The sequence below is a fragment of the Arcicella sp. GW458-12-2-14-TSB2 genome, from assembly GCF_059423785.1.
The window spans coordinates 37,066-50,862 of sequence record NZ_JBWKYN010000016.1; the positions used below are offsets into that span (position 1 = coordinate 37,066).

Annotated in this window: 12 protein-coding genes; 10 read left to right on the forward strand and 2 right to left on the reverse strand. The window is 33.3% G+C overall.

The genetic code is table 11. The features are described 5' to 3' along the window. Nucleotides 1-78: 78 nt before the first annotated feature. Complete coding sequence (locus tag AC07XN_RS04135; protein ID WP_494742120.1) at nucleotides 79-981, reverse strand: tetratricopeptide repeat protein; 903 nt, start codon at nucleotides 979-981, stop codon at nucleotides 79-81. Nucleotides 982-1,184: 203 nt separating this feature from the next. On the opposite strand from AC07XN_RS04135, the gene AC07XN_RS04140 reads away from it, so the two are divergent. From AC07XN_RS04140 to AC07XN_RS04155, 4 genes are all read left to right on the forward strand, one after another. Beyond that, nucleotides 1,185-1,622, forward strand: a complete 438-nt coding sequence (locus AC07XN_RS04140) for a peptidylprolyl isomerase (protein ID WP_309916454.1) — start codon at nucleotides 1,185-1,187, stop codon at nucleotides 1,620-1,622. A 31-nt stretch (nucleotides 1,623-1,653) separates the two neighbouring features. After that, entirely contained in the window at nucleotides 1,654-1,896 is a 243-nt protein-coding gene (locus tag AC07XN_RS04145; protein ID WP_309916451.1) for a hypothetical protein, read from the forward strand. Nucleotides 1,897-2,063: 167 nt separating this feature from the next. Further along, nucleotides 2,064-2,309, forward strand: a complete 246-nt coding sequence (locus AC07XN_RS04150; protein WP_309916449.1) for a hypothetical protein — start codon at nucleotides 2,064-2,066, stop codon at nucleotides 2,307-2,309. Beyond that, nucleotides 2,291-2,704, forward strand: a complete 414-nt coding sequence (locus AC07XN_RS04155; protein WP_494742121.1) for a type II toxin-antitoxin system VapC family toxin — start codon at nucleotides 2,291-2,293, stop codon at nucleotides 2,702-2,704. The genes AC07XN_RS04150 and AC07XN_RS04155 overlap by 19 nt, the downstream gene beginning before the upstream one ends. 83 nt (nucleotides 2,705-2,787) lie before the next feature. Here AC07XN_RS04155 and AC07XN_RS04160 read toward each other — a convergent pair whose 3' ends face one another. Continuing rightward, entirely contained in the window at nucleotides 2,788-4,599 is a 1,812-nt protein-coding gene (locus AC07XN_RS04160; RefSeq protein WP_494742122.1) for a M61 family metallopeptidase, read from the reverse strand. A gap of 224 nt (nucleotides 4,600-4,823) precedes the next feature. Between AC07XN_RS04160 and AC07XN_RS04165 the strand changes: the two genes are divergently transcribed. From AC07XN_RS04165 to trmB, 6 genes are all read left to right on the forward strand, one after another. Further along, nucleotides 4,824-7,847 (forward strand): tetratricopeptide repeat protein, encoded by a 3,024-nt coding sequence (locus AC07XN_RS04165; protein WP_494742123.1) that lies wholly within the window; start codon nucleotides 4,824-4,826, stop codon nucleotides 7,845-7,847. A gap of 63 nt (nucleotides 7,848-7,910) precedes the next feature. Beyond that, on the forward strand, nucleotides 7,911-9,602 hold the full coding sequence (locus tag AC07XN_RS04170) for a TonB-dependent receptor (RefSeq protein ID WP_494742124.1): 1,692 nt from the start codon (nucleotides 7,911-7,913) through the stop codon (nucleotides 9,600-9,602). Between the two features lie 48 nt (nucleotides 9,603-9,650). After that, nucleotides 9,651-10,718, forward strand: coding sequence for an HU domain-containing protein (locus tag AC07XN_RS04175; protein WP_494742125.1), 1,068 nt, complete (start codon nucleotides 9,651-9,653; stop codon nucleotides 10,716-10,718). A 36-nt stretch (nucleotides 10,719-10,754) separates the two neighbouring features. Beyond that, the gene (locus tag AC07XN_RS04180) at nucleotides 10,755-11,729 is read left to right on the forward strand and encodes an energy transducer TonB (RefSeq protein WP_323247643.1); all 975 of its coding nucleotides are present in this window, start codon (nucleotides 10,755-10,757) and stop codon (nucleotides 11,727-11,729) included. 137 nt (nucleotides 11,730-11,866) lie between these two features. After that, nucleotides 11,867-13,159 carry a bifunctional folylpolyglutamate synthase/dihydrofolate synthase gene (locus AC07XN_RS04185; RefSeq protein WP_494742126.1) on the forward strand — a complete coding sequence of 431 codons (1,293 nt, stop codon included), beginning with the start codon at nucleotides 11,867-11,869 and terminating at the stop codon, nucleotides 13,157-13,159. A gap of 48 nt (nucleotides 13,160-13,207) precedes the next feature. Then, nucleotides 13,208-13,797 (forward strand): tRNA (guanosine(46)-N7)-methyltransferase TrmB (trmB, locus tag AC07XN_RS04190; protein ID WP_494742127.1); only part of this gene is annotated, 590 nt, incomplete at its 3' end.

The window sequence follows — 13,797 nt, forward strand, 5'->3', positions numbered from 1 at the left end:
GTAAGGTCGAGAATAAATTCAAAAGTCTTTGAAATCTTCTGAAACGTATTATTTTATTAGAAATTGGGGATAAGCATGTTATTTAATATCAATACTATTATCCAATTTCTTTGCCTCTTGAAATTTCATTTGAGCTTCGTTCTGGTTACCAATTTTTTGAAAGTAATAACCTAAATTTCTGAGCGTATAGGCATTTTGCGGATTAATTCTTAACGAACGCTCCAGCGTTTCTTTGGCTTGGTCTAGCTTACCAATTTGCAGTAAAATATAGCCATAGTTGTTTAAATAAATCGCATCAGTCGGTTTTAAAGCAATGGCTTGTTCTGAGAATACTTTTGCTTCTTGAAATTTTTGTTCTTCCGACAGGATAAATGCCAAGTTGTTTAAAGCGAAATCTTGTTTAGGATTAATCGAAATCGCTTTTTGAAAATCCTTTTTAGCTAAATCATATTGTTTGTTTTCAAAATAAATAAAACCGTGGTTTGAATAGGCCTCTGCATTATTAGGGTTAATCCTAATCGCTTTTTCATAATCGGCTGTTGCTCCTGCACTATTATTAAGTTGTACTTTTACATTCCCTAAGCTCACAAAATAAAAAGATGAATCTTTAAAAGGCACTGCAATTTTTTCTAAATCTACTAAGCTATTCTGAAAATCTCCTTTTTGGAAATATACTTCAGAACGATTGTAATAAGCTTCCCAATATTTTTTGTCTATATCAATGGCTTTATCTAAATCCGTTAAGGCTTCATCGAGTTGATCAAGCTTTTGATAGGCCAAGGCCCTGTTATTATAAGCATCAGCAAAATCTGGATTTTTAATAATGGCTTCGTCAAACCAATGAATAGCCTCTTGATATTCCTTATCTTTTAATTTATAATTCCCTCTTTTGAAGAATTTGATAGCCTCTTCTTTTTTATCTGCACCACAAGAAAAAAGTAAAATGCCCGAGAGTATCAATAATAATGCTTTGTTTTTCACTGATTTTAAATGTTTTATGTAAATAATTGTCTTTGCAGGTTCAGTTTTGTGTGATGAAGTCCCTCGTAAAATTACTAGAAATAGTTGAAATGAACTTGGAAATCGGACAAGAGTCTTATGCTGAACTATGACTTTAAGACTTTTGTTTCTAATTTTGTAAGGGCAGTTCGCTGTCTTGATTTAAACTTTTAAAAAATATTGCAATGATTAAAGCTGAAATGCTAACCGACAAAGGTTTGATGGTGATAGAATTTTATGAGCAAGATGCTCCCATTCATGTTAAAAACTTTGTTGATTTATCAAAAAGTGGATTTTACGATGGCGTAACATTTCATAGAGTTTTACCTGATTTTGTGATTCAAGGTGGAGACCCAACTGGAACAGGTGGTGGTGGTCCTGGCTATACTATTCCTTGCGAATTGACAGGAAATAACCAATATCACGACCGTGGTGTTTTATCAATGGCTCACCGTGGTAGAAATACTGGAGGTTCACAGTTCTTTATTTGTCATAGCCGTAAAAATACTGCTCACCTAGACCGTAACCATACTTGTTTCGGTAAAGTAGTAGAAGGTTTAGAAGTAATAGATGCTATTCGTCAAGGAGATGTCATCCAGAAAATTACTATTATAGAAGAATAGGTCAGTCTCACACAATTTAAATTAATCTGATATGTATTTTATTGGCGAGTTAAAAGGTTCTAGTCCTGATTTGAAAATTTCATTATATAAATGGAATTCAAAGTTTTTTGTAAAGTTCGAAACACCAGATTTAGAACAAGTTTACAAAATATCAGAGATGGACGTTTCTGAAGATGAAGTTCGAGCAATGGTCAATGAAGCATTTATCGAAAAAATTATCGCCCGTTTTAAAGAGATGTATCAAGATTTAGGAGAATTAATGGGAGATTATTAACATTGAAATTTAAATAGGGCGATAAACTTTAACAAAATAGTTTATCGCCCTTATTATTATTGTTCGTTACAGTTTAGTTTACACAAGAAAGTTTAATTTTGTACGTATATTTTATATACTTCAAAATATTATATAGTTTGAATAATGTTGTTTTAAACTGATGAGTCATGCCACAGATTATCATTAACTATAAAAATCCTAAAACGCTTGAAGCTTTAAAGGATTTCTCGAAATACTTTGATTTTTCAATACAAAAGATTGACAAATCGAAACCTCAAAAAACGTCTTTAAATGGCGTTTCGCTTATATCAGGTGATAAGATGATTGATGTTTCTGATATTTCTCAAATTTTCACAGGTAAAGATATAGATGCTAAAGATTTACGCCAGAAAGCATGGAAACGAAGAAAATAATTTGTGATACTGATGTAATGATTGATTTTTTTGACGAAAACAAAAAACGGCATCTAGTTACAAAAAATATTATTGAAGAAGTTATTGGTATTGACAATGTCGTAATATCAGCTGTCACTAAAATGGAAATGATGGTTGGTGCTACCAATAAAATAGATTTAAGAACAATCAATAAAAAACTTCAACGTTTTCATATTGCTTTAATAAATGATAATATCTCAATAATGGCTTTTGAATTAATTGAAAAATATTATTTAAGTCATGGGTTAGTAATGCCCGATGGGTTGATTGCATCAACAGCAATTATTACTGATTTAGAGCTATTTAGCTATAATATAAAAGATTATAAGTTTATAAAAGGCCTTAAATTATTTAAAATCGATAATAAAGATTAAGCGCATAATTAAGAATTATTTAAAAATAAAATAGGCTTCTTTTTAAGAAGCCTATTTTATTAAATGAGTTTAAAGATTGTTGTTTACAAAAACAACCATTTTTTATAAAGTGCTTTTTGTTCCTCTGTTTGGGTAGGAAGTGCTTCGATTACGAAATTTTTAGTAGGGTTTCTCTGAATCTTAATCGCATAAGTTTTATCCAAACCATCTCTTCTTACTTTTACAGCCATAAGATCACCAATCTTCTTGTTACTGATAACTTTTAAAACCTCTTCAGATTTTGAAATAGTCTGTCCGTCAATCTGTAAAACTTCATCATTAACATTCAATCCGTCGATATATGCAGGTGAATCTTTTATCACTCCAGTGATTTTCAAACCACTAGCTGCTCTAAATTCAGCCCCTAGATATGGCTCATTTTTTTCAGCATTTTTATCAACCAGCGTCATGCCCACGGCAGACAAATAAGTATTATAAGAGATAGCGTCTGTTCCAAAAATATATTTTTGGAAAAAATCATCCATTTTTTTACCTGCAACAGCTTCTACCGTTTTTTGAAATTCTTCATCTGTAAAACCTCTGCCTAGTTTTTTGTAATATTCATTGTATAAGGCTTTCATTACATCATCAAGATTTTTAGCACCTTTGGTAGATTCTAAAATAGCTAGATTCAAAACACCACCTAATACAGCTCCTTTGTCATAATAAGAAATAGTACTGTTGCGAGAGTTTTCGTTCTGGCGATAATATTTTATCCATGCATCCCAACTTGATTCTGCGACCGATTGAACCTTATTACCCGGCTGGTTTTCGATGGTATTGATTTCAGAAGCATAGGCACTCATATATTCCTCTGGCGTGTTCAAATTAGCCTTACGCAAAATGTAAGTAGCATAAAAACTAGTACAACCTTCTGAAAACCACAGCATATGCGTATAGTTTTCATTTTCATAGTCAAATGGGCCAAGTGCTTTTGGACGAATACGTTTTACATTCCATAAATGAAAATATTCATGTGCTATCAAATTTAATAAACCTTGATAACGTTTTGGATCTGAATAGCTGTTTCTTGATGTTTGGCAAGTAGTTGAATTAAGGTGCTCTAAACCACCCCCGCCAGCAGCTAAATTATGAATCAAGAAAGTATAGTCTTTACAAGGATGCTCACCAACAACAGACATAGCAGCTTCGCAAACTTTTTTGAAATCAGCAGTAACTTTAGCATCATCAAATTTTGCTTCTCCATACATAGCAATTTTGTGCGGAACTCCACTTACATCAAACGAAAGTACTTTCTGCGTTCCAATTTCAATAGGTGAGTCAATCAAAATGTCAAGATTATCCGCTTGGTAAGTAAATGTACCAATATTTTTCAAACCTGTTGAAACGCTCGTCCAGCCCTCATAAGGTTTAATTATCAGCGTTGATGGAACTTGTTTCCAAGCATTAACGTATAAGAATACACTTGCAGGATTTAAATACCCGTGAGAATCGTCTAAGAAAGATGTTCTAACCGATAACTCATAGGCATATACTTTATAAGAAATGCTTACTTCACTGGTATTTTTATCAATCAGTACGCGCCAAGTATTTTTATTGATTTTATCAGCTTTTAAAAGACTCGTTTTGCTAGTAGCCTTAACACTTTCTACATTTTTAGCATATTCACGAATCAAGTAAGAACCTGGTGTCCAAACGGCCATTTTAAAATCGATATAACCTTGAGCTTTAGTTTTTAAATCAAGATTAGACACTTTCATATTCACATCAAAATAATGAGAAGAAGGTTGTTCCATCGAAAGGGCATACTCAATTTTAGGCTGACTTATAGGGGTCTGCGCCCTCAGGAATTGGCAAATGAGTAGGAATACGGCTAATATTGATTTTTTTTTCATAATTTAATGTTTGCTATGAACGTTTTAAAATTAAATAATACTTTACGATGAAAAAACCTTTGTAGCTTGATAATTTTACTTGATTATACTAAACTTACAAGCTTCGAAAAATTTCACAAATGTCAAAAGTAACAATCCATAGCTTGTTTAACAAATTATTTTCTATCTAAAAATAATCATATTTGCTTTTTTTGATAGAATAAACACCCTAAAAATCATCTCTAATGAAAAGATTAACTTCGTTAGTAATCTCAACACTCCTTTTTTCATTCTTTGCTTTCAATACCGCTGTTTTGGCACAAAGCACATTAAGTTATTCAGATATTTCTGTTCATTTTAGAAATGGACAAGAACATTTTGAATCAAAGAATTATGAAGCATGTAGAGCAGAACTAACCCAATACCTCGAAGCAGACAGAACCTTTTTGGAAAAAGAAGATGCCAACAAAGTGTGGGCAGAATACTATTTAGTAAAATGTAGTTTGTATTTAAATTATTCGGATACTGAATTATTAGCCAATCGATTTGTAAGAAATTATCCTGAGCATCCTATTGCAGGAACACTTTTTACTGAAATAGGTAATTATTTTTATGAACAAGGCGATTATACTCGTGCTATAGATTATTTGTCTAAAAGCCCTAAATCAAATGAAGAAGCACAATTTCGTTTAGGAATTTCGCATTTTACCCTTCAAAATTACAATGAAGCCCTTGTTATTTTTGATAGCATCAAAGGCGGTCAGGGACAATACGCACCTTCGGCTTCATATTATGCCGGCGTTATTAATTTCAGGGCTAAAAAATATGAAGAAGCTATTTTTGATTTTAAACAAGCCGAACTTTCTACTTCTTATTTCTCTGAAATTCCAAGTTGGTTAGCCCATAGTTATTACCGACAAGGAAAATTTACTGAAATGTTGGCTTATACAGAGCCTTTATTAAAAGAGAAAAATTCTGGAAAAAAACTTGATGATGTGGCGTTGTTAAGTGCAGAAGTATATTTTCAACAAGCAGAGTATGCTAAAGCTGCCAATTATTATACTATTTACAAGAACTATAAGTCGCAAGGAATGCCATTGACGATTGCTTATCGTTATGGTTATAGCCTTTATAAAACCGACCAATTTGCACCAGCGAGTGAACAATTAAAAAATGTTGCTGCCAAAGGCGATACCCTCGGTCAATATGCCGCCTATATTTTAGGGATTTGTTATTTAAAAGCCAATAATCCCAATTATGCATTAGGAGCCTTTGACCAAGCGAGAAAGACCAACTTCAATAAAACCGTTACGGAAGATGCTGATTTTAACTACGCAAAAGTATTGCTTGATTTACAAAGAGGAGCAGAGTCTATCAAAGCCTTTGAAAGCTTTCTAGCAAAATATCCAAATTCTAAATACGAAGACGAAGCCAATGAATTAGTTAGTGAAGCCTATTTATATTCCAATAATTATCAGGCAGCACTCGCCTATATAGAAGGATTGAAGAAACGAACGCCAAGAACCAATGCTGCTTATCAAAGGATTTCATTCAATCAAGCGGTAAAATTCTATAATGACGAACGTTATGCCGAATCACTTCCTTATTTTGAAAAATCATTATTAACGCCCGAGAACCTAGAAACGAAATATGCTGCTAATTTTTGGAAAGCAGAGGCATTGTCGGCAGAAAAAAGATATTCAGAAGCCATTCCTTTATACCAGTCGTTGATTGCTACTTCCGACCCTTCTGTGAGTAGTTTAGCTGAACTTCAAAGTAAGAGCAAATATTCATTGGCTTATTGCTATTATAATAATAAAGAATACGACAAAGCGAATAAAGTTTTTAAAGAATATGCCGACCAAATGAAATCTTCTGGCGATTCACAATCTTATCAAGATGCCTTGATTCGTTTGGGAGATACTTATTTTGCATCTAAAAAGTATGACCAAGCGATTTATTATTATGATCAAGCCATTGCAGGCAGTCGTTCAGACCGCGACTATGCTACTTTCCAAAAAGGGTTAGTATTAGCCTTGAAAGGTAATGAAGCAGGAGCAAAGGCAGCTTTCCAAAAAGTTCAAACAGATTATCCACAGTCGCTTTATTTTGACAATGCCTTGTATCAAGAAGCCAATTTGGAGTTTGTCGCTGGAAGATACATTCCTGCTATTACTAGATTCACTCAGTTGATTAATAATAAACCACAGAGTAGATTAATTCCAAACGCTTTATTAAAACGTGCAGCTGCTTTTGCCAACACGGCCAATCATGAGGCTTCTATTTTGGATTACAAGAGTATTTTGAAAAACTTCCCGACACTTTCACAAAGCAAAGATGCTTTGACGGGCGTGCAAGAAGAATTAAACGAAGTGGGTCGTCCAGAAGAATTTTCGGCAATTTTAGCAGATTATCAACGAACTAACCCTACTGATAATTCTGTAGTTGGCTTAGAATATGAAACGGCTAAACGCCTATTTTATGCAGATAAATTTGATAAAGCTATCATCGCTTTGAGCGAATACGTTCGTAAAAATCCAACCAGTGTAGAATCGTATGAAGCTAAATACTTGATTGCTGAATCTTATTATAAATTGAATGACAAATACCAAGCGTTGAATTTTTATTATCAAGTAATAGCTGATAATAAATACAAATCAGTCAACAAAGCTTATGTAAAAGCGGCAGAATTAGAATTTAACGGCAATAATTTCAGTAGAGCTATTACGAATTACAGAAATATTTTAAGATTCGTAGGAGATAAAAAAGACCAACAAGCAGCTTTAATAGGGTTGATGGAATCTTATTATAAAATGTCAAGACCAGATTCTACACTATATTATGCCAATGAAGTAGCTAATACTCCCGATTTAATATTGGGTGCAAAAAGCAAAGCAAGGTTATATACAGGTAAAATTTACATGGACAGAAATGATTTTGTAAAGGCAACAGAATATTTCAATCAAACGATTCAAATTGCCAAAGATAATTATGGTGCAGAAGCGCAGTATTTGATTGCTAAAATTCTTTATACCCAAAGAAAATATAAGGAATCATCTGAAATGATTATTAGTAAATTCAGAACAGACTTTGCTGATGCTGCCGATAACATTGTTGGTAAAGCATATTTATTATTATCAGATGATTTTGTAGGTCTTGATAATATCGTTCAAGCACGTGCTACTTTAAACTCTATTATAGAGAACCTTCCCGACCAAACAATTGTAGCGGAAGCCAAAGTAAAATTAAAAGCTATCGAGAAACGATAGTACAGCATGTTATCACCATAATTTTTAATAAAATAGACTTAGGTAATTTAAACCTTTCTTACAATGCAAAATAGCTCATTCAATACCATATATACCCGACTCCCTTTATTACTAATTGCGCTTGGTTGTTCTTTGCAAATGAAAGCCCAGAAGAAAGAAGGAGAAGTAAAAACCGATGAAATTGAGGTTTGGAAAGAGGCAAAAGTGAATTTGCCTCAAGCGAATAGAATTTTTGAAAAGATTTCTACCGCTAAAATAGATAATACCAAGAAACCTATTCGATATGAATTTATTGAAAGAAGATTGCCAGTAGAGACCCCTGAGTTTAGTCCGACTGTGACAATGCCTGATAAAGGAAGTACTAAAGAGAACGAATTTGCGGAAAGATATAATAATATAATCAGAGCTGGAATTGGTAATTATGGACATACCTTTTTAGAAGGGCATGGAGGGTTTTCAACTGGCGAGGATAATTATCATGGCGTATACATCAAACACAATAGCTTTAGACTAGGCCCTATTGGTGCAAATTATTCTGGACAATCTCAGAATTTAATAAAGGTTCATAGCCGAACATCGTTCAGTGCCGTAAAACTAGCGGGTGCATTAGGGTGGGAAAGAAGAGGTTTTGATTATTATGCTTATAATAACCAAAGCAATTTTAACTTCCCTGAATCGCAAATTTTCAATTCATGGAACAAGTTTAATTTCACCGGTACAGTAAGTAATAATAACAAAAATGCGAAAGTTGACTATGTTCTTAACTCAAACTTATCGTATTTATTTACACACTTAAAGGCCAATGAATTAGTTTGGAATGCGAATTTGAAAGGAGTATATCCCCTGACAGAACAATTATCAGCCTTACTTGAAGGAAGTATCGTTATCGCTCAGCGCCAAGATTCACTTACTTTATACCGTAACCTGTATAAAGTAAAGCCAACCTTTCAATTTAAAAATGATTTATTTTCAATCACGGCGGGTTTAAATATTATCAATGACAGGGAAAAGAATACTTTTAATAACAGCTATTTATTTCCAATTGTCAAAATTGATGTGCAGCCTATTGAAGGTGTGAAAGTATTTGCAGGATATGAAGGAGATGTGTATGCGAATAATCTTTCATCATTATTAACCGAAAATCAATGGTTAGGAAGATTCACTCAATTAAGAAATACACGTAAAACAGCTGATTATTTTGCAGGAGCAAAAACTACCTTATCTAACGGACTGTCGGTAGAAGCTAAAATTAGCTATGCTCGTTATAAAGATTTTTATGTATTCAATAGCAATTCAACAGATAGTACTCGTTTTGATGTGATGTATTCAAATGATACCACTATCGTAAAAGTAACGACTTTTTCAGGACAAGCCAGCTATCAAATTCCTGATGTTTGGAGGTCTAATTTCAAGTTTGATGTAAATGTATATAGCGGCTTAGGTAATCTAGAAAACGCTTGGCATCGTCCTGCTTTCAATGCTACTTGGACGAACACATTTACTGTTAAAGATAAACTATTGTTAGCATCTGATTTTTACTTTATCACTGGACTAAAAGGGAAAAACTATGTGACAAATCGTGAAGTAAAACTTAATTCGATTATCGACCTTAACTTAAAAGCTACCTATTTACTTTCTGAACATTTAGATTTATTCATTTCTGTGAACAATATTTTAAATAAAAGTTATCAGCGATACTTATATTATCCTACACAAGGGGTAAATTTTCTTGGTGGTCTGTCATATTCTTTCTAAATTCGTCCATATAACTTAAAAACAACTATTTGAATTCTTTTAAAATTTATGACAACAGTACAAAATCATATTAGAGAATTACTCTTTGAACAAGATTGTGTGGTAATCCCTGATTTTGGAGGATTCGTAACCAATTTTGATTGTGCCAAGGTTGATAAATTAGAACAATATATCCAGCCGGCACAAAAATGGTTGGCTTTCAATGGCTTACTAAAAAATGATGATGGTTTATTGAGTAACTTTATTGCCAAGCATGAAGGAATAAGCAGAGAAGAAGCTACTCAAAAAATTAGACTGTTTGTTGACGAAGCAAAGAAAGGCATTCGTGTCGAGCAACACTTTCATATTGATGGGGTTGGTATGTTTACACAAAATGAAGAAGGTAAAATTCAATTTCATGCTTCAGAACAAAGTAATTTTTTAGGAGAAAGTTTCGGATTAGAAAAAATATCTATCAAAAGAAGTAATATTATTCAGCCAATTATTAAAGTGGATACGCTGGTTAATAATACTGTTTCTCAGAAAACTATCCAACATGTTTTTGCTAGTAATGATCGTGATACATCAGCGATAGAGCTTAAAGTTATGGCTAATAGAGTATCGACTACTAAGGATAAAAAAAGAACTCCTGTATTAAAGTTTTTAGTAGCTATGGTAGCTGCTTCATTGTTTGTCTCAGCTCTTTATTTATATGATAATGAGAAAAACAGTTTAAGTTCTTTCAATCCTTTTCAATTTTCGCAGAAACAACCTGCAGAGATGGAAGCTTACGCTGACCCCGTTCCTGTAGATACTGCTACGCCTATGGCTGTGGTTCCAAAAGTAGATTCTTCTAAATTTGTGAAAATTATTCCTGCTGTTAAATCAATTGAAAAATCGATACTAAATGAAGATGAAAATCGTTTTTTTGTAATAACAGGAAGTTTTGGACAAAAAGAGAATGCAGAGAATCAATTAGAAACATTGAAACGTAAAGGTTTCTCTCATGCTTCTATTTTAAAACCATCAAATGGCGGAAAGTTAATAAAAGTTTCTGCAGGTAGTTTTAATGATGAAGAAGAAGCTATCAAAGTTGCTAAATCTATCAACCAAAATGCCTGGATATTTAAAAAGTAAGTTTGGTTATTCTATCAATCATTAGCTATTATATCAATGAACTCCTATCAACTCGAAGAAGAAGAAAGTAAAAATAGGCAGAGAGCGCTTATTATTACAATTATCATTAATGCTTTAATGTTTTACTTATTTTGGTATATTACGGTATGGACTAGTGAGGAGAACAAAAAAGAAGAATTAGTGGGTGATGGAGGTTTTGTCATGAATTTTGGGACAGATAAATCAGGAAGTGGAAAAGTTTATACAAAAAACAAAGCCAGTGATTTAAAAGAAGAAATAGAATCTAAAGCTTCAACTGAAACTAAGAAAATAGAAAAAGTAGTTCCAAAGCCTGTGATTCCTCCAGAAGTTGAAAAAGTAAAAACAGTTGTTAAGAAAGCTCCTAAAGAACCACCAGTAGTCAGTAGCAAAGTTACGAGCCCTGTAAAAGTGAAAGAGGAAGTAATAACTAAAGTAGAGAAAAAGGTTGCAACAAAACCAGCTGAAGTAAAGCCAACTCCTGCACCTGTTAAAGTCCCTGAGAAGAAAATTGATAATTCAGCACTGTTACCAACCAAGAAAGGAAATAGTTCTTCTAATGGTACTTCAGGAACAGAATCAAGACCAGGAGGAGCATCTGATGGAAATTCAAAAGGGAAGGGAAATCAAGGACAGCCAGAAGGAAAAGTAGTAGAAGGAGGGGATTACACCAAACGACCAGCAGGAGATGGTAACGGTGGAACAGGAGGAAGCGGAAGCGGTGGAAGTTCCTTAAATTTAACAGGTTGGACATGGTTTAGTAAACCTGTTGTTGATGATGATTCAAACGATACAGGTATTATTCGATTCAAAATTAAAGTAGATTCTGATGGTGATGTAGTTGATATTAGTCTTGTCGAAAGCACAGTTAGTCCAACAGTCATGCAGAAATACAAAAGAACAGTTCAGAAGACGAAATTTAGACCGACAAGTGATGGAGATAGACCAGAATATTCCTCTGGAACAGTCACTTTCAAATTAAGTCCGAGATAATTTGAGATAATTATTGAAAAGTGTAAGTCGAAAGGCTTACACTTTTTTCTTTTAAGAGCATCCATCAATTATCTTTGTTCATTAGATAATCAGGATAAATCATCAGGATTGCTCTGTCAGCATCCGATTTTAATAAAATGACCTACGAAGAAACTATTCATTATTTATACCAACAATTACCCGTATTCCATAGAATAGGGAAGAAAGCTTTCAAGGCCAACTTAGATAATACCAATGCCATTTGTGCGCATTTAGGAAACCCGCATGAAAAATTTAAAACAATTCATATTGCAGGAACCAATGGAAAAGGAAGTACTTCACATTTTTTAGCAGCTATTTTGCAAGCTGCTGGCTATAAAACAGGCTTGTATACTTCACCACATTTAAAATCATATACAGAACGCATTCGTATTAATGGTGAGCCAATAGCGGAAGAAGCGGTGGTTTCGTTCGTAGCTGAGAATCAGACTTTTTTAGAGGATTTAAAGCCTTCTTTTTTTGAAATGAGCGTAGGTATGGCCTTTGACTATTTTGCCCGTCAACAGGTTGATATTGCTGTAATTGAAGTAGGTTTAGGAGGGCGATTAGATTCTACTAATATTATTCATCCAGAACTATCTGTTATCACTAACATTAGTTTTGATCATACGGATATTTTAGGAGATACCCTTGCTCAGATTGCTGGAGAAAAAGCTGGAATTATCAAAAGAAATACGCCCGTCGTTATAAGTGAGTATCAAGATGAAACCAAGGACGTCTTTATTCAGAAAGCCTTAGCAGGATCTGCCGATATCTTTTTTGCAGAAGATAGTTTTTCAATAAAATCATTTGATAACAGCGGACTATCATTAGCATTAGAAATTTTAAATAAAAAAACTAATTTATCTGAAACCTATATTTCTCAACTAAAAGGGAGTTATCAGTTAAAAAATATTTTAGGGGTATTACAAGCTGTTGAAATATTGAAACAACAAGGATTTGACATCACCAATGAAGCTCTTAAATATGGAATTGAAAATGTAGTTTCTATCACTGGCTTAAAAGGTCGTTGGCAAATATTATCAGAAAACCCAACAATGATTTGTGATACAGCCCATAATTTAAGTGGCATTACAGAAGTACTATCAAGCATGGCAAAGATAAAATACAATAAGCTATGGATGATATTAGGCTTTGTTTCTGATAAAGATATTGAAGGCATTTTAGCTCTGTTACCAAAAGAAGCCACCTATATCTTTTGTCAAGCAAATGTTCCTAGGGCGTTAGAAGCCAGTCTGCTAAGTGAAAAAGCAAAACATTTTAATTTGCAAGGTTTTGTCATAGAAGATGTTAACAAAGCCATTGCTTTTGTTAAAAATCAGGCTTCAGCTAAAGATTTAATTTATGTTGGTGGAAGTACTTTTGTAGTAGCAGATATTGACGAGTTGTAATTTTAAGAGCGTAATTCAAATATTAAGAAAAAAATAAGTAGTAGATTAATGGGAAGGCAAAAAGCTAAAAGATTTGAGAGTAATATTATTCAAGAGAATGTTATACAAGAAGGAAAACCATTGTATGAAAATATAAAAGGGGCATGGAATAAAGAGGTTTTTCATAATTCTAATCCCATCGTACTTGAACTGGGCTGTGGAAAGGGTGAATATACTGTGGGGCTGGCCAAGTTATTTCCTAATAAGAATTTTATAGGCATCGATATAAAAGGGGATAGGATAGCAGTGGGGAGTCAAAAAGCGATTGAAGGTAATTTAAGGAATGTTGCCTTTCTGAGAACTAAAATACATGGGTTAGATAGTTTTTTTGAAGAAAATGAAGTGTCTGAGATTTGGATAACTTTTCCTGACCCACAAGTATTACAGAGTGGCGTAAGGAGAAGGCTTACAAATCCACGTTTTTTAGAGATTTATGCTAAAATTTTATCCCCAGGAGGGTATTTACATTTAAAAACAGATTCAGAATCATTTTTTAAATACTCAATCACTGCTTTAAATGATTTTGGAGCGAAGGGCTTAATTGAAACTACAGACCTGTATAATTCTGATTTGAATGTAAGGCATTATAATATTAAGAC